The following is a 16,167-nucleotide window of genomic DNA, read 5'->3' on the forward strand; positions in this document are numbered from 1 at the left end:
GCCTCCCGGCGAGAGAGAGCGAAGGTATCCGACGTTCGGCGCGCGAAGGCGGAGAGTCCTCACGTGAGCTTCCCGTCCAGAACCGTCGGCCTGCCGCGCAGGAAGGTCGCCACGACGCGGCCGGGCAGGGTAAGGCCCTGGTAGGGGGTGTTGCGGCTCTTTGAAGCGTAGCCCGCCGGGTCGACCGCGGCACGCACCGCCGGGTCGTAGAGGGTGAGGTTGGCCGGCGCGCCGACCTCGATCGGCTGCCCGTGTCCCCGAAGCCTGCCGATCCGGGCCGGAGCGCAGGACATACGCTCGGCCACACCGGCCCAGTCGAGCAGCCCCGTCTCCACCATCGCCTCCTGGACCACCGCGAGCGCCGTCTCCAGGCCGATCATGCCCATGGCGGCGGCGGCCCACTCGGTCTCCTTGTCCTCGACCGGGTGCGGGGCGTGGTCGGTGGCCACGCAGTCGATCGTGCCGTCGGCCAGGGCCGCGCGCAGCGCCTCGACGTCGGCGCGGGTGCGCAGCGGCGGGTTCACCTTGTAGATCGGGTTGTAGGAGCCGACCGGGGAGTCCTCGACGAGGTCGTCGGTCAGCAGCAGGTGGTGCGGGGTCACCTCGGCGGTGACGTCCCAGCCCTTGGACTTGGCCCAGCGGATGAGCTCCACCGAGCCCGCCGTGGAGACGTGACAGATGTGCAGGCGCGAGCCGACGTGCGCGGCCAGCAGGCAGTCGCGGGAGATGATCGCCTCCTCGGCGACCGCGGGCCATCCGGTCAGGCCCAGCCTGCCGGAGACCGCGCCCTCGTTCATCTGCGCGCCCTCGGTCAGCCTCGGCTCCTGGGCGTGCTGGGCCACCACGCCGTCAAAGGCCTTGACGTACTCCAGCGCTCGGCGCATGAGCACCGCGTCGGAGACGCACCTGCCGTCGTCGGAGAAGACCCGGACCTGGGCCGCCGAGTCGGCCATCGCGCCGAGTTCGGCCAGGTGCTCGCCGCCCAGGCCGACCGTGACGGCGCCGACGGGCTGCACGTCGCAGTAGCCCGCCTCCTGGCCCAGGCGCCAGACCTGCTCGACGACGCCCGCGGTGTCGGCGACCGGGTCGGTGTTGGCCATGGCGTGCACGGCGGTGTAGCCGCCGAGGGCGGCGGCGCGGGTGCCCGTGGTGACGGTCTCCGCGTCCTCACGCCCCGGCTCGCGCAGGTGGGTGTGCAGGTCCACCAGACCGGGCAGGGCGATCAGCCCCTCGGCCTCGACGGTCTCGACGGTCTCGCCGCCGCTCAGCCCCTGGCCGATCTCCACCAGGAGACCGTCGCGGATCAGGATGTCGACGGGCTCTCCGCCGAGGATCCTGGCGCCCCTGATGACGATGCCGTCACGCGTGGTCCCGATGCGGTCGTTCATCAGATCTCTCCCCCGAGGTCGGCGCCGCCAAGCAGCAGGTACAGAACGGCCATACGTGCGGTCACCCCGTTGGCGACCTGCTCGACGATCGTCGAGCGCGGCGAGTCGGCCACCTCGGCCGCGATCTCCATCCCCCGGTTCATCGGGCCGGGGTGCATCACGATGGCGTGGTCGGGCATCCTGGCGACGCGCTCGCGGTCGAGCCCGTAGCGGCGGCTGTACTCCCGCTCGGTGGGGAAGAACGCCGCGTTCATCCGCTCGCGCTGCACGCGCAGCATCATCACCACGTCGGACTTGGGCAGCATCGCGTCGAGGTCGTAGGAGACCTCGCACGGCCAGGAGTCGACGTTGACCGGGAACAGGGTCGGCGGGGCGACCAGGGTCACCTCGGCGCCGAGGGTGGCCAGCAGCAGCACGTTGGAGCGGGCCACCCTGCTGTGCAGCACGTCGCCGACGATGGTGACCTTCCTGCCGTCCAGCGGGCCCAGGCGGCGGCGCATGGTGAAGGCGTCGAGCAGGGCCTGGGTGGGGTGCTCGTGGGTGCCGTCACCGGCGTTGACGACGCTGCCGCGCACCCAGCCGGCCAGCCGGTACGGGGCGCCTGAGGCGCCGTGCCGGATGACGACGGCGTCGGCGCCCATCGCCTCCAGGGTGAGCGCGGTGTCCTTGAGCGACTCGCCCTTGGAGACGCTGGAGCCCTTGGCGGAGAAGTTGATGACGTCCGCCGACAGGCGCTTGGCCGCGGCCTCGAAGGAGATCCTGGTCCGGGTGGAGTCCTCGAAGAAGAGGTTCACCACGGTGCGGCCCCGCAGGGTGGGGAGCTTCTTGATGGAACGTTCCGAGATCTTCGCCAGCTCGTCCGCGGTGTCCAGGATGAGCAGGGCGTCGTCACGGGTCAGATCGGCCGCCGAGATCAGGTGCCGCTTCATCGGCCCTCCTCCTTCAGCAGCAGGACCGCGTCGCGGCCGTCGTTCTCCTCCAGGTAGACCTTGACGCTCTCGGACTTGGAGGTCGGCAGGTTCTTGCCCACGTAGTCGGGGCGGATGGGCAGCTCGCGGTGGCCGCGGTCGACCAGGGTGGCGAGTTGCACGGCCTGCGGGCGGCCCAGGTCGTTGAGCGCGTCGAGCGCGGCACGGACCGTACGGCCGGAGTAGAGGACGTCGTCGACGAGGACGACGGTCCTGCCGTCGATGCCGTCGGCGGGCAGTTCGGTGCGGCCCAGCGCGCGGGCGGGACGCAGGCGCAGGTCGTCTCGGTACATCGTGACGTCGAGGGAGCCGACGGGTACGGAACGGCCCTCGAACTGCTTGATGTGGGCGGCCAGGCGGCGGGCCAGGTGGACCCCGCGCGTTGGGATGCCCAGCAGGACGACGTTCTCGCCGCCCTTGGTCCGTTCAAGGATCTCGTGGGAGATGCGGACCAGGGCCCGGTTGATATCGGGCTGCTCAAGAACGGCGCGCGCACCGCTCAGCGCATGCGAAATGGCATCGGTCAAGGAGTAACACCACCTTTCCCGCCTCACGGGACGGGTCTTAAAGGAAGTCAGCGCTCTTACGTTACCAGCCGCCCGGCGGCTCGCCCTGACCGGTCCCACCTCGGCGGACGTCGAACGCCACCCCAGCGATCTTCCCAAAAGTGAATAAATATCGTGATCTTCACTGACTTTCCATGGTTCTGGCGGGTATGCGCTTTAGATCCGTACCAACGCGAGGTATGGCGAGCGCGCCCACGGAGTCCGGGGCGCCGCCCTCCCGACTCTCTCGTCACCAGCCGCGAAGGAAGAGAAATGGCCTTTCACGTCGACTCCGAAGTCGGCCGGCTCCACCAGGTCCTGCTTCATCGACCCGAGCTCGCCCTGAAACGGCTCACGCCCTCGAACAAGGACGACTTCCTCTTCGACGACGTGCTGTGGGTGCAGCGCGCCGTGGAGGAGCACGAGGAGTGGCAGAGGCTCCTGGTCGACCAGGGGGTCACCGTTCACATGCTCTCCGACCTGCTCTACGAGACCGTCGAGATCCCCCAGGCGCGCAAGCACATCCTGGACGGCATCGCCGACGAACGCTACTTCGGCCCGATGGCCGTCGACGCCGTCCGCAACGCGCTGGACTCGATGGACTCCACGATGCTTCAGCGCTATCTCACCGGCGGCATCACCAAGCGCGAACTGGTGGACATGGGCACCGATCCCAAAAGCCTCGCCTTCCACACGCTCAGGCCGGACGACTTCGTCCTGCCCCCGCTGCCCAACCACCTGTTCACCCGCGACACCTCCTGCTGGATCTACGACGGCGTCTCGATCAACGCGATGAGAAAGAAGGCCCGCCGCCGCGAGACGGTCAACATGGAGGCGATCTACCGCTACCACCCCGCCTTCGCCCCCGGCTACGACCGGCCCGAGGAGGGCGGCTACCACGTCTGGATGCCCGGCATCCCCGCGGCTCCGGCCACCATCGAGGGCGGCGACGTGCTCGTCATCGGCCGGGGTGCGGTGCTGGTGGGGATCAGCGAGCGCACCCAGCCACAGGCTGTCGAGATGCTCGCGCGGAGCCTGTTCGCGAAGGGCGCCGCGACGAGGATCGTCGCGCTGGACATGCCGAAGGCGCGGGCCTTCATGCATCTGGACACGGTCATGACCAACGTGGACGTCGGGGTGTTCACCAAGTTCGCGGGGCTGGGCATGTTGCCCTCCTACACCGTCGAGCCCGGCGACAACGAGAAGGAACTCAAGATCACCGATCATCCTCCCGAGGACATGCACAGAGCCATCGCGCGGGCGATCGGCCTGGACGACATCAAGGTCCTCAGCGCGACACAGGACGTGTACGCCTCCGAACGGGAGCAGTGGGACGACGGCTGCAACGTGCTGGCCCTGCGACCCGGCGTGGTCGTGGCCTACGAGCGCAACACCACCACCAACAACCATCTGCGCCGCAACGGGATCGAGGTCATCACGATCCGGGGCAGCGAGCTCGGCAGGGGCAGGGGCGGCCCGCGCTGCATGAGCTGCCCGCTGGAACGCGACGGCATCTGAGCCCTCCCGGAGGCCGGGCGGATCGCCACCACGAGAGGCACGGCCGTGGGGAGGAACCCGGCTCATCCGCGTCCCAACCGGAGCGTCGGCCGAGACCGGCGGCGGACCGTGGGGACGGCACCGGCGAGCCCTGAGCGGCATGTGGGCACACCGTCGATCCACACCGTCCGGACGGACGGAATCGTCGCACCGGGTATTCCTCCCGACCGCCTTGTCAAAGATCATACGCTTGTCGCCGCGCCCCGAAGATGATGTTGCCCGAAACCTCCAGAAGAAGCCAGAATCCTACGAAAATCCCGTAAAAACTGGAGGTTTCGGGATGTGCGGTAGGACAACTACCGCGTTTGAGGCGGACCACATCGGACCGGATTCGACATCTTTTTTCCAATCAGCTTGACCTTAGGCGCCCACAGCTTTACCGTCACTGTCCGTAACCACACCTCGTGGCGTTATCGGGTGAACCCCGACGCACCGGTCACCGAAGACGCCTACCCCGGGCGCCAACCCGGTGACCGGGGCATAAGTTGCGAGGTAGCACAATCAAGTTGAGAGCAGTACATACAGAGCCGGGGGGCCACACCATGCCGTCTGAGTACGCCAAGTCGCTGGGTGCACGACTCCGCGCCATTCGCACCCAGCAGGGCCTGTCCCTGCACGGAGTCGAAGAGAAGTCCCGCGGGCGCTGGAAGGCGGTCGTCGTGGGCTCCTATGAGCGTGGCGACCGTGCCGTCACCGTGCAGAAGCTTGCCGAACTGGCTGATTTCTACGGGGTGCCGGTCTCGGAGTTGCTGCCTGGAGGGGCTGCCCCCAGCCCGCTGGGCCCGACACCGAAACTTGTGATCGATCTTGAGCGCCTTGCCCAACTCCCCAAGGAGAAGGCCGGCGCGCTTGCCCGTTACGCGGCCACCATCCAGAGCCAGCGTGGCGACTACAACGGCAAGGTGCTGTCCATCCGCCAGGAGGACCTCCGCTCCCTTGCCGTGATCTATGACAAGTCCCCCAGCGAGCTCACCGAGGAGCTCATCGGCTGGGGCGTCCTGGACCCCGAGGCACGCCGCGCCGTCGAGTCCTTCTGACCGTCTGACCGGTCGTGGGTGCGCCGGAACCGGCGTGCCCACCCCGCCCCAAAATCTTGCTCTCAGCAGAACGTCAGCCGCATTCCGCCCCGGCCCACGGCCACTGTGGTAGGAAAAGGCAAACATTCGATCGGCGAGATACGGTGGACATGACTTCGGGAGATGATCGGCTCGATCACTCTCGACCGCGCTCAAAAAGCCGTCTCCACTCGGTCATGGTGTCGCTGGGATCGACCAAGACGCGCACCTTCCTGCGGTTGCTGGCATCGATCGGCACCACCGGGACTCAGGACACCCTGAAGCTGCTGCCCTTCGTCGTCATGGCCGTGGTGGCCGTGATCGACTTCGGCTCGGGCCCCACGTCCGGCCTCCTCCCGCTGCTCGCCCTCGGCCCGGCCTTCGCCAGTGTGGCCTGCGGCCTGGCCCGCACCACCGTGATCGGCGTCGTCGCCCTGGTGCTGTGCGTCGCGCTCGGCCTCTACAACGACATCCTCTGGACGCCGCGTACCAACATCACCATGTTCGCCATCCTCGGCGTCACCGTGGCCAGCGTGCTGGCCAGCGCCGGGCGGCTGCGCCACGAGCGCCAGCTCGCCGACGTGCGCTCGGTGGCCGAGGCCGCCCAGCGGGTGCTGCTGCGCCCGGTGCCCCGCCGCGCCGGTCCCGGCATAGGCGTGGCCGTCTCGTACACCTCCGCCACGGCCGAGGCCAGGATCGGCGGTGACCTGTACGAGGTCGTCACCACTCCGCACGGGGTCCGGATCATCGTGGGAGACGTGCAGGGCAAGGGCCTGGAGGCCGTGGAGACCGCGGCCGTGGTGCTCGGCGCCTTCCGTGAGGCGGCCCACGACGAGAAGAGGCTCCAGGGCGTCGTGGCACGGCTGGAGAAGGCACTGACCCGCGAGTTGTCCGGCGAGCAGTTCGTGACCGCCGTACTGGCCGAGATCCGTGGCGGTTCCACCATCGCCGTCATCAACTGCGGCCACCCCCCGCCCATGGTGCTGGACGCCGAGGGCACGATCTGGTTCGCCGACCCGCCGGATGAGGCCCTGCCGCTGGGTATGAGCGCGCTACAGGCCAGCAAGCCGCAGCCGCACCACATCCCTTTCGAGCCGGGAGACCAGGTCCTCTTCTACACCGACGGGGTCATCGAGGCGCGCAACGGGTTCGGCGAGTTCTACCCGCTGCCGGAGCGGGCGCACCTGCTGGACGGTGAGGACGACCCTCAGGGGTCGCTGGACGCGCTGCGCGCGGACCTGCTCCAACACGTGGGCAGACCGCTGGGCGACGACGCCGCCATGCTCCTGCTGCGCCACCGCGCCGTCCAGGAGAACTCCTCCGCGGCGTAGGCCGCCTCGGGCCCCACCGCATCGTCGGCGGCCTCGCGACTCCGTCCGCCCCGCCCTCACCACGGCGAGATCCGCCGGAGAAGACCTAACCCGCCAGGGGGACGTGGCCGGGGAGCACGGGTTGCGCCGGCACCCCGAGCAGGTTCTCGACCTCGACGACGAAGCGCTCCGCCTCGGAGATGAGCTCCTCGGCGTCTCGTGACGACACCGTGCGGGTCAGCCCCGCCTCGGCGGCGGCCCGCTTGGCCGCGCTCGTCTCGAAGTAGGGCGCCCACTCGGCCAGCCGGGGCTCGGCCTCGGGGAGCAGCTCCCAGGCACTGCGCAGCCTGCGCCTGCGGCCCTGCATGGGACGGGGTCGCGCGGCCAGGACGGCGGCGGCCGCCCTGAGCGCCGCGAGGTGGGCCGCGACATAACGAGCGGCGGAGGTCCGGGCGGCGGCGGCCTCTTCGAGGCAGTCACGCGCGTCTGTGAGGTGCGCCCGCACGGTGGGGGACAGTCGGGGCCCACCGGAATCGCCGAGCCGAGGGGTCATGTGCGTCAGCCTCCTTGGTCGCAAGCGGCTCCCGGCGTTTTCACCGGCGGTGTCAACATTCGCAGACCCCACCGACAAATCCACCGGGTGGCCGGACGAGGAGCTTCCCCTCTCCCCGCCCGCCCCGACCTGGGCCCGATCGTCTCCTCCGACGACGTGGATCCGGCCGACCACCCTGGACACGGGCTGCGAGACCCGCATCATTACATCGAACATAAATTCGACCACTAATACTGTCAAGTGAAACGGCGAACAAAAGTTCGATCTTCCGATATGACAGACATGACGGAGGCCCCGGGAGATCTCCGTCTCCCGGGGCCTCCGCTCGCCGAGCGTCGATCCGCCCGCCGGTTCTCCCGCTTCGCCGCGCTACCGGGCGAACCTGCCCCGGACATGCACCGGCACCCCGGTGCCGAGCAGACCGGGAAGGACCTCCGCCACGTGCATCGGCAGCCGGACACAGCCGTGGGAGGCGGGTGCCAGCGGCACCGACAGCGCGCCGTGGAAGGCGATGCCACCGTTGAAGAAGATCGGGTTGTAGAGCTGGCCCAGGTAGGACTTGTGCCAGCCGTCCCTGCGCCAGGTGGTCTTGTAGTCGCCCGTCGGCGTGCGGGCGTCGCCGCAGAACCGCTGGGTCTTGCCCTCCCAGGTGGCCGTCTCGCAGTAGGCGATCCCACTGCCCGAGGAGGTGTGGCTGATCAGCCGCACCGCGCCGTTGACGTAGAGGACCATCACCTGGGTGGCGAGGTTCACCTCCACCCGGGTCGGCTTACCCCCGGGGACGAGCACCTTCGGCGCCAGCGGACTCTCCAGGGCCTGCCAGGTCCTGCGCGCCACGGTGCTGGTCGGCGAGATGCCGTTGACCTTCTGGAAGGCCCAGATCGCGGTCAGGGTCGCACCGCCGTAGCGGCCGTCGATCCTGCCCGGCGCGTAGCCGAGCTCGGCCAGCCTCTCCTGGAGCGCCTTCACCGTGGCGCCCTTCGCGCCGAGCTTGAGCGTCTTGCCCGGTGCGACGAACCGGGACGCCTCGGTCCTCGTCGCGACGGCCGGCGCGGCCGAGACCGTGGCCTGGGCCTCGGCGACGCCCGCGGAAAGGGTGACGCCCACTGAAGAGAGGAGCACGGCCCCCGCCGTCATCAGCGCGGCCGCTCCCAGCCGCTGTCCAACCCCCACTTTCCACCAACTCCTCATATCACTATGTATTAGGTCAAGGGACCATAGCGCACGGGTTCTCCGTGCAAGTGACCGGTCATGAAGCGGAAATCAACGGTCAACCTGTTTAGAGTGGTCAGGTGCCAGAAAAGTTGCATCCGAACGTTGAGAAAGTCGCCGCCGTGCTCAGTGAGCACGCCGTCCCCGGCGAGATCGTCACCTTCTCCGAGGCCACCCCGACCGCCGCCAGCGCCGCCGCGCAGCTCGGCTGCGAGGTCGGCGCCATCGCCAACAGCCTGATATTCGACGCCGACGGCGAGCCGCTCCTGGTTCTGACCAGCGGAGCCCACCGGGTCGACACCGACCTGATCGCCAGGACGGCCGGTGTGGCGAAGGTGAAGCGCGCCGACCCCGCCTTCGTGCGGGCGGCCACCGGCCAGGTCATCGGCGGTGTCGCCCCGGTCGGCCACCCCTCCCCGGTCAGGACGCTGGTCGACACCTGGCTGGGCAAGTACGACGTCGTCTGGGCCGCCGCCGGCCACCCGCACACCGTCTTCCCGACCTCCTTCGACGAACTCGTCCGCATCACCGGCGGAGTCCCCGTCGAGGTCGAATGACCGCGATCCGGCGGTGAGCACGGCACGGCGCTTTCGGCACCGGCGATGACCCGCGTCATGTCCTCCCTGCTAGGGTGCGACGCGTGATCGGACTGCGACGGATCGGCCCCGACGAGTTCACGCTCCGGTTGGACGCGGTCCTTGACGTCTACACCAAGGCGATGAACCCGCCCGCCGACCAGATCGCCGGCCGCAAGGCGATCATGGGAAACCACGCCACCAACCCCGCCTTCACCTGCCTGTTCGCCGAGCTCTCCGACGGCACCCCGGTGGGCATCGCCTACGGTTTCCACGGGGTTTCCGGCCAGTGGTGGCACGACGTGGTCCGGCGGGCCCTCGCCGAGAAGCACGGCGAGGGCAGCGCCCGCGGCTGGCTGGGCGACGCGCTGGAGCTCGCCGAGATCCATGTCCGCCCCGACTACCAGGGCAAGGGCATCGGACGGTCGATGATCATGGGAATATGCGCGGGCCGCCTGGAGCGCACCGCCGTACTGTCCACCCGCGACCGGCCCACCGCGGCCCGGCACCTTTACCGGAGCCTCGGTTTCGCGGACCTGCTCACGCAGTTCGTCTTCCCTGGCGGGCACGAGCGCTATGCGATCCTCGGGGCGGTCCTTCCGCTGGACGGCTGAGTCGTCCGGCGGGAGACTTCCCGATCAGCCCCCCAGTGAAGGAGCCTTCGGCGTGTGGTCAAGCGCCTGGAAGACCTCGCGGGTCGCGCTGGAGCGGTTGAAGGTGATGAAGTGGATGCCGGGCGCGCCCTCGTCCAGCAGGGTCTGGCAGAGTTCGGCGGCGAGCTCGATGCCCAGGCTGCGCACGGCGGCCGGGTCGTCGGCGACGGCCGCGAACCTCTCGGCCACCTCGGGCGGGAACGGCGCTCCGGAGAGCTGCTCCGACCTGGCGATGGTGCTCATCTGCGTGACGGGCATGATGCCCGGGATGATCGGCGTGTCACAGCCGCTGGCCGCCACCCGGTCACGGAGCCGCAGGTAGTCGTCCGCGCGGAAGAACATCTGGGTGATCGCGTAGTCGGCGCCCGCCCGGCACTTGCGTACGAAGTACTCGGTGTCGGACTCGATCGAGCGCGACCTGGGGTGCTTGTAGGGGAAGGCGGCCACGCCCACGCAGAAGTCACCGGACTGGCGGATGAGCCTGACCAGCTCCTCGGCGTACAGGACGCCCTCGGGATGGCGCACCCACTCGCCCGTCACGTCGCCCGGCGGGTCGCCCCGCACCGCCAGGATGTTGCGAACGCCCGCCCCGGCGAACCGGCCGACCAGGTGACGCAGCTCGCGGATGGAGTGGTTGACGGCCGTGAAGTGGGCGACCGGGGTCAGTGTGGTCTCGTGGGCGATCCGCTCGACGATGTCGACGGTGCGGTCACGGGTGCTGCCTCCGGCACCGTAGGTGACGGAGACGAAGGTGGGTTGCAGCGCCTCCAGCTCGCGGACGGCACGCCAGAGCTGGCGCTCTCCCTCATCGGTCTTCGGGGGGGAGAACTCGAAGGAGAACGAGTGGGCACCGGCGGCGAGGAGTTCGCGGACGGTGGCGACACGATCTGGAAGAACGGACGGGCGACCCAGAGCCATGGGGCAAGGATAGCGACCCGGTCGCTCGGATGCCCGAGCAGATCACGGAGCGATCTTCACGCGGAACAACCGTTCTTCTAGATCAGAATATCCCCTTAGACCGTTAATCTCATTACTTGACCTCCTCCCGGCACCGAAGCCCGAGGGTCCCAACTTTCATAGATTGGGTTTCCTGCCTCATGACCAGTCGCACGAAACCCGGAGGTGTCGTGTCGCGCACCGGCCCCATAACCGTTCCGCCTCTCCACCGCCCCGGCGGGCAGGCTCGTGCCGGCCATGCGTACGGTGGTCGGGGTGTCATCACCGCCGGACACGGTGCCAGGGCGTGCGGCACCGTACCGCGTTTTCTCCCCAGAGCTGAAGCCCGGGGTCTCCATACCGGAGGTATTCGATGATCACTTCTGCAACCGCGCTGGACATGATCCGGTCCGAGGTGGACCATGCTCTCCGGCGATTCGTCGAACAGCAGCGTCCGCAGGTCAGTGCTCCAGAGCTGGCCCCTCTTGTCTCCGCGGCCGAGGACTTCCTCTCGGGCGGCAAGCGGCTGCGCCCCGCCTTCTGCTACTGGGGCTGGCATGGTGCGGGCGGAGGCGACGACCCCGCGCTCTTCGCCGCGGCCGCCTCCCTTGAGCTGCTCCAGGCGAGCGCCTTGGTGCACGATGACGTGATGGACGCCAGCGACCTGCGCCGGGGCATGCCCTCGGCGCACCGCAGGTTCGAGGAGCTGCACAGGAAGGCTGGCTGGCACGGCTCCGCCGAGCAGTTCGGCGAGGGCGCGGCCATTCTGCTGGGCAACCTGATGCTCATCTGGTCCGGTGAGATGTGGCGCAACAGCGGTCTGCCCGCCGCCTCGCTGGCGGCGGCGCAGAAGGTGCACGACGACATGCGCACCGAGCTGATGTGCGGCCAGTATCTCGACCTGCTGGAGCAGGCGCACGGCGAGGGCACCTTCGACAGCGCGCTGCGGGTCGCCCTCTTCAAGAGCGGCAAGTACTCCGTGGAGCAGCCGCTCCGGCTCGGGCTGGTGCTGGCCGCCCAGGGCAGGGAGCCCTGGATCGACCGGCTCTGCGAGGAGTACGGGCGGTCCGTGGGCATCGCCTTCCAGCTTCGCGACGACATCCTCGGCGTGTTCGGCGACCCGGACGAGACCGGTAAACCGGCCGGCGACGATCTTCGCGAGGGCAAGCGGACGATGCTCATCGCCCGCACGCTCGCCGCCGCCTCGGCCTCCCAGGCGCAGGTGGTACGCGCCACGCTCGGCGACCCGGACCTGGACGAGGCCGGAGTGGACCGGCTGCGCCGGATCATCGAGGAGACGGGGGCCCTCGTGGCGTGCGAGGACCTGATCAAGGGGTACCTGGAGAACGCCCTCGGTTCGCTGGAGGGCGCCCCGATCCGCCCCGACGCCCGGGCGGCCCTGGCCGACCTCGCGGTGGCCGCCACCTCCCGGCGCACCTGAACCGCGCACCCGATCCACGCACCTGATCCGTACACCGGGTCGGTGCCGTGCCCGGCGTCCCGTCCGCCCAGCCGGAGACACGCCCCCGCCGGGCGGAAGGACTTCAGCCGGAGGCCACCAGCCTCCGCCTGAACTCCTCCGCCGCCGCCTTGGGGTCGTCGGCCTCGGTGATCGCCCGCACCACCACCACCCGGCGCACCCCATGGGAGATGACCTCGTCCAGGTTCGTCAGGTCGATGCCGCCGATGCCGAACCACGGCCGCTCGGTCTCCAGGGCCGCGGCATGCCTGAGCAGGCCGGGGCCCGGGGCGTGCCTGCCGGGCTTGGTGGGCGTCGGCCAGATCGGGCCACAGCAGAAGTAGTCGACGCCGGGCTCGACCGCCGCGGCGGACGCCTCCTCGGGGGCGTGAGTGGAACGCCCGATGAGGATGTCGTCGCCGAGCATGTCGCGCACGATCGGCACCGGCAGATCGTCCTGGCCGAGGTGGAGCACGTCGGGGCGGATCGCGTAGGCGATGTCGGCCCTGTCGTTCACGGCCAGGAGCTTGCCGTGCCGGTCGCAGGCCTCACGGAAAACGGCGAGGAGGTCGAGCTCCTCGCGCGCCTCAAGACCCTTCTCGCGTAGCTGCACGATGTCGACCCCGCCCGCCAGGGCGGCGTCGAGGAAGTCCGCGAGATCTCCCCGGTCACGCCGTCCGTCGGTGCACAGATACAGACGGGCGTCAGAAACCGAGGGCTTGGGCACGTCTCTTCACTTCCGTGTGGCGGCCCGCCGCGATCGCGTCGACCGGCGAGCCCGGCAGCGTGTCGTCGGGGGTGAAAAGCCAGCGGAGCGACTCGACGTCGTCGTATCCGGCGTCGAGGAGCACCGTGAGAGTGCCCGGCAGCCCCTTGACGACGTCCCCGCCGACCAGGAAGGCCGCGGGGACCTGTGGCTCGCCACCGCCCCTGCGCACTCCGATGAGCTTGCGGTCCTTGAGAAGTTGCTTGGCGCGACCGGCGCTCAGGTTGAGCCTTCTGGCGACCTCGGTCAGGGTGAGCCACTCGCCCACCAACTGGTCGGTCTCCCGGTCGATCTGCGCAACAGAAAGCGTCACGAATCCACCACTACCACATCGAGCCCTTCGCCAAACACCTGGCGGCGAGGTTACGCCACCGTACAGTCGCGCAACGCTATCGCAGGGTCGGCGAGGCGATTGACGTCGAGGCGCCGTCCGCCCTCGATGAGGCGGCGCCCCTGGACGAGGTCACGGGGGCGGTTGACCGAGAGGACCGCGGTGAGCCGGTCGTCCTCGGTCACCCAGCACACCGCCCACTTGGTGTTTCCCTCCGCCTCCGGGTCGCCGCGCCGGATCAGGCGGGCGCCGTCGTGGTACCCGGCGTACTGGACCATGTGGCCGAACTGCTCGGACCAGAAGTAGGGGACCGGGTCGTAGACGGCGACGTCGCCGACGAGCGTGGCCGCGGCCACGTCCGGGGCGCCCAGGGCGGTGTCCCAGTGCTCGACGCGGAGGCGCACCCCGTAGCGGCGCGACCACCAGGCCGCGCAGTCGCCCACGGCGACCACTCCGGGCAGCGAGGTGCGCAGGTGCTCGTCGGTGACCACGCCGTTGTCGAGCCTGACACCGGAGCCGACCAGCCACTCGGTCGCGGGCCGCACGCCGATGCCCGTGACGACCACGTCGGCCTCGACCGCGGAGCCGTCGGCCAGGGTGAGCCCTCCCTGGTCGACCGAGGCGACCATGGTGCCCAGACGCAGGTCGACGCCGGCCTGCGCGTACCAGGCGGCGGTGTACGCGCCGACCTGGCCGAGCGCGGCGGACAGCGGGACGTCGGCCGCCTCGATCACGGTCACGGCGCACCCCGCCCTGCGGGCGGCGGTGGCCACCTCGGCGCCGATCCAGCCCGCGCCGATCACGGCGACCCTCGTCCCCCTGTCGAGCAGGGCACGCAACCGGAGCGCGTCGTCGATGGTGCGCACCACATGCTGCGGGCCGTCCCCGCGCAGCCGAATCGGGCGCGCGCCGGTGGCGATGACCAGGCCCTCGTAGGCCAGCTCGCCCTCGGTGGTCTCGACCACACCGGGGTGGAGCCCCTTGGCGGAGACGCCCGCGCGGAAGTCGACCTCAAGCGCGTCGAGGTCGGAGTCGACGACGGTGGAGTCGGTCTCGCCGAGCAGCACCCCCTTGGACAGGGGTGGCCGGTCGTACGGTCTGTGTCGCTCCTCCCCGATCAGCGTGATCCTGCCGTCGAACCCGCGGGCCCGTAACGCCTCGACGCTGCGTACGCCGGCCAGACCGGCGCCTACCACTACGACATGATTCACACTTCCCGACCATAAGCGTCAGCACCGTACTCCTACCAACGGTCGTTGATAACGAAAACGGTATTTACCTCACATCTGACGCTCTAAGCGTGTTGCCGGACCCCTTAGGGTTGGGGGGAAGACGCGCGGGAGCCCGGAACGCACCGGGCTGAGAGGAGGGCCGCGGAGCGACGAAGGACCCGGCGCGAGCCAGGTGAGGTGCGAGGAACGGATCCGCACGGCACCGGTGAGCGAGGTCCTGAGGCGACCGCGAGCGGGCCCTCGACCGCCACGAACCTGATCCGGGTCATGCCGGCGAAGGGAGCGGAGTACGTATGGCGGACCATTTCCACCTCCTCGTCGTCGGCGGAGGGGTGATCGGACTGTCGGTGGCCTGGCGTGCCGCCGGCCGGGGCCTGAGGGTGGCGGTGGCCGACCCCGCGCCCGCCTCCGGCGCCTCGCACGCGGCGGCGGGCATGCTGGCCCCGGTCAGCGAGGTCACCTACACCGAGGAGCCGCTGCTGCGACTGGGCCTGGCCTCCCTGGAACGCTGGCCCGCCTTCGCCGCCGAACTGGCGGAGGCGAGCGGGCACGACCTCGACCACCGCACCGACGGCACCCTCGACGTCGCCTTCGGCTCGGACGATCTGGCCGCGCTGGACGATCTCGCCGCCTTCGTCGCCAAGCTGGGGTTGCCCGCCGAGCGGCTCACCGGCCGCGAGTGCCGCCGCCTGGAACCCATGCTGGCCCCCGCGGTCCGCGGCGGCCTGCTGGCGGGCGGCGACGCCTGGGTGGACCCCAGGAAGGTCACCACCGCGCTCCTCACCGCCCTGGGGCGGGCGGGCGGCACCCTGCTGCGCGCCCGCGTGGCCGGGCTGCTCACGGCCGCCGGGGCGGTCACCGGGGTACGGCTGGCGACCGGCGAGAGCATCGAGGCCGAGCGGGTGATCCTCGCCGCCGGCGCCTGGTCGGGCTCCCTGCCGGGGGTGCCGCCCGAGGCACTGCCCCCGGTGCGGCCGGTCAAGGGCCAGATCATGCGGCTGCGCTCCCCGGCGCCGATCCTGCGGCGATGCGTGCGCGGGGTCGTGCACGGCTCGAACGTCTACCTGGTGCCACGCGGCGACGGCGAGGTCGTCCTCGGCGCCACGCAGGAGGAGATGGGCTTCGACACCCGTGTCACCGCCGGTGGGCTGTGGGAGCTGCTGCGCGACGCGCGGGAGCTCGTCCCCGGCGTGACCGAGCTGGAGGTGGCCGAGGTCGCCGCGGGACTGCGCCCAGGCACCCCGGACAACCTGCCGCTGATCGGTCCCACGATCGTGCCCGGTCTGCACATGGCCACCGGCCACCACCGGGGCGGGGTACTGCTCGCCCCGCTCACCGCCGACCTCTGCTCGGGCGAGACCGACCCGGAGCTCTCCTCGATCTGCTCACCCCTCCGCTTCCAGGAGCACCCACCGCAGGAGCTGCCATGAACGTGACCATCAACGGCGCCGCGCACGAGTTGCCCGCCGGGGCGACCGTCGCGCAGGCCGTGCAGCGGCTGACCGGCATGCGCAGCGGAGTGGCCGTCGCGGTGAACGACGAGGTCGTCTCGCGCGGCGCCTGGGAGGCCACCGCGCTCGCGGAGGCCGACCGGGTCGAGGTGCTCACCGCGGTTCAGGGAGGATGA

The 16,167-nt window shown here is 70.1% G+C and carries 17 protein-coding genes; 8 read left to right on the forward strand and 9 right to left on the reverse strand.

Annotation, left to right across the window (positions count from 1 at the left end; genetic code table 11):
• Window positions 1-59: 59 nt before the first annotated feature.
• From IG98_RS0111865 to pyrR, 3 genes are read right to left on the reverse strand one after another with little or no spacing between them, the layout of a single operon-like run.
• Window positions 60-1,388: a dihydroorotase gene (locus IG98_RS0111865; RefSeq protein WP_030910002.1), complete on the reverse strand. Its 1,329-nt coding sequence runs from the start codon at window positions 1,386-1,388 to the stop codon at window positions 60-62.
• On the reverse strand, window positions 1,388-2,317 hold the full coding sequence (locus tag IG98_RS0111870) for an aspartate carbamoyltransferase catalytic subunit (RefSeq protein ID WP_030910004.1): 930 nt from the start codon (window positions 2,315-2,317) through the stop codon (window positions 1,388-1,390). The genes IG98_RS0111865 and IG98_RS0111870 overlap by 1 nt, the downstream gene beginning before the upstream one ends.
• Window positions 2,314-2,883: a bifunctional pyr operon transcriptional regulator/uracil phosphoribosyltransferase PyrR gene (gene pyrR / locus IG98_RS0111875; RefSeq protein WP_281178467.1), complete on the reverse strand. Its 570-nt coding sequence runs from the start codon at window positions 2,881-2,883 to the stop codon at window positions 2,314-2,316. The genes IG98_RS0111870 and pyrR overlap by 4 nt, the downstream gene beginning before the upstream one ends.
• Window positions 2,884-3,174: 291 nt before the next feature.
• Between pyrR and IG98_RS0111880 the strand changes: the two genes are divergently transcribed.
• From IG98_RS0111880 to IG98_RS0111890, 3 genes are all read left to right on the forward strand, one after another.
• Window positions 3,175-4,419: an arginine deiminase gene (locus IG98_RS0111880; protein ID WP_030910008.1), complete on the forward strand. Its 1,245-nt coding sequence runs from the start codon at window positions 3,175-3,177 to the stop codon at window positions 4,417-4,419.
• A 581-nt stretch (window positions 4,420-5,000) separates the two neighbouring features.
• Window positions 5,001-5,495 (forward strand): transcriptional regulator BldD, encoded by a 495-nt coding sequence (gene bldD / locus IG98_RS0111885; RefSeq protein ID WP_030910010.1) that lies wholly within the window; start codon window positions 5,001-5,003, stop codon window positions 5,493-5,495.
• Window positions 5,496-5,710: 215 nt separating this feature from the next.
• Complete coding sequence (locus IG98_RS0111890; protein ID WP_030910012.1) at window positions 5,711-6,844, forward strand: PP2C family protein-serine/threonine phosphatase; 1,134 nt, start codon at window positions 5,711-5,713, stop codon at window positions 6,842-6,844.
• Window positions 6,845-6,929: 85 nt separating this feature from the next.
• Here the strand turns inward: IG98_RS0111890 and IG98_RS0111895 are convergent, their stop codons facing one another.
• Both IG98_RS0111895 and IG98_RS0111900 read right to left on the reverse strand, forming a co-directional pair.
• Entirely contained in the window at window positions 6,930-7,376 is a 447-nt protein-coding gene (locus tag IG98_RS0111895) for an SAV_6107 family HEPN domain-containing protein (protein WP_030910014.1), read from the reverse strand.
• Window positions 7,377-7,745: 369 nt separating this feature from the next.
• Window positions 7,746-8,549 carry a L,D-transpeptidase family protein gene (locus tag IG98_RS0111900; RefSeq protein ID WP_030910017.1) on the reverse strand — a complete coding sequence of 268 codons (804 nt, stop codon included), beginning with the start codon at window positions 8,547-8,549 and terminating at the stop codon, window positions 7,746-7,748.
• A 119-nt stretch (window positions 8,550-8,668) separates the two neighbouring features.
• On the opposite strand from IG98_RS0111900, the gene IG98_RS0111905 reads away from it, so the two are divergent.
• Both IG98_RS0111905 and IG98_RS0111910 read left to right on the forward strand, forming a co-directional pair.
• Entirely contained in the window at window positions 8,669-9,145 is a 477-nt protein-coding gene (locus tag IG98_RS0111905; RefSeq protein ID WP_030910019.1) for a YbaK/EbsC family protein, read from the forward strand.
• Window positions 9,146-9,228: 83 nt separating this feature from the next.
• Entirely contained in the window at window positions 9,229-9,777 is a 549-nt protein-coding gene (locus tag IG98_RS0111910) for a GNAT family N-acetyltransferase (protein ID WP_030910021.1), read from the forward strand.
• 24 nt (window positions 9,778-9,801) lie between these two features.
• Here IG98_RS0111910 and metF read toward each other — a convergent pair whose 3' ends face one another.
• Window positions 9,802-10,734, reverse strand: a complete 933-nt coding sequence (gene metF, locus IG98_RS0111915) for a methylenetetrahydrofolate reductase [NAD(P)H] (RefSeq protein WP_030910023.1) — start codon at window positions 10,732-10,734, stop codon at window positions 9,802-9,804.
• A 391-nt stretch (window positions 10,735-11,125) separates the two neighbouring features.
• Here metF and IG98_RS0111920 point away from each other — a divergent pair, with 391 nt between their 5' ends.
• Window positions 11,126-12,193: a polyprenyl synthetase family protein gene (locus IG98_RS0111920; RefSeq protein ID WP_030910025.1), complete on the forward strand. Its 1,068-nt coding sequence runs from the start codon at window positions 11,126-11,128 to the stop codon at window positions 12,191-12,193.
• A 103-nt stretch (window positions 12,194-12,296) separates the two neighbouring features.
• Here IG98_RS0111920 and thiE read toward each other — a convergent pair whose 3' ends face one another.
• Genes thiE through IG98_RS0111935 form a run of 3 tightly spaced genes read right to left on the reverse strand, consistent with a single transcriptional unit; the run spans window position 12,297 to window position 14,519 of the window.
• A complete protein-coding gene (gene thiE / locus IG98_RS0111925) occupies window positions 12,297-12,938 on the reverse strand; it encodes a thiamine phosphate synthase (protein WP_030910027.1) in 642 nt (213 codons plus the stop codon).
• Entirely contained in the window at window positions 12,916-13,290 is a 375-nt protein-coding gene (locus IG98_RS0111930) for an Rv2175c family DNA-binding protein (protein WP_030910029.1), read from the reverse strand. The genes thiE and IG98_RS0111930 overlap by 23 nt, the downstream gene beginning before the upstream one ends.
• A gap of 50 nt (window positions 13,291-13,340) precedes the next feature.
• Window positions 13,341-14,519, reverse strand: coding sequence for an NAD(P)/FAD-dependent oxidoreductase (locus IG98_RS0111935; protein ID WP_030910031.1), 1,179 nt, complete (start codon window positions 14,517-14,519; stop codon window positions 13,341-13,343).
• Window positions 14,520-14,833: 314 nt separating this feature from the next.
• On the opposite strand from IG98_RS0111935, the gene thiO reads away from it, so the two are divergent.
• Window positions 14,834-15,970, forward strand: coding sequence for a glycine oxidase ThiO (gene thiO / locus IG98_RS0111940; protein ID WP_030910035.1), 1,137 nt, complete (start codon window positions 14,834-14,836; stop codon window positions 15,968-15,970).
• On the forward strand, window positions 15,967-16,167 hold the full coding sequence (gene thiS / locus IG98_RS0111945) for a sulfur carrier protein ThiS (protein ID WP_030910039.1): 201 nt from the start codon (window positions 15,967-15,969) through the stop codon (window positions 16,165-16,167). The genes thiO and thiS overlap by 4 nt, the downstream gene beginning before the upstream one ends.

Source organism: Streptosporangium amethystogenes (assembly GCF_000721075.1).
In the GTDB taxonomy this organism is placed as follows: Bacteria; Actinomycetota; Actinomycetes; order Streptosporangiales; family Streptosporangiaceae; genus Streptosporangium; species Streptosporangium amethystogenes.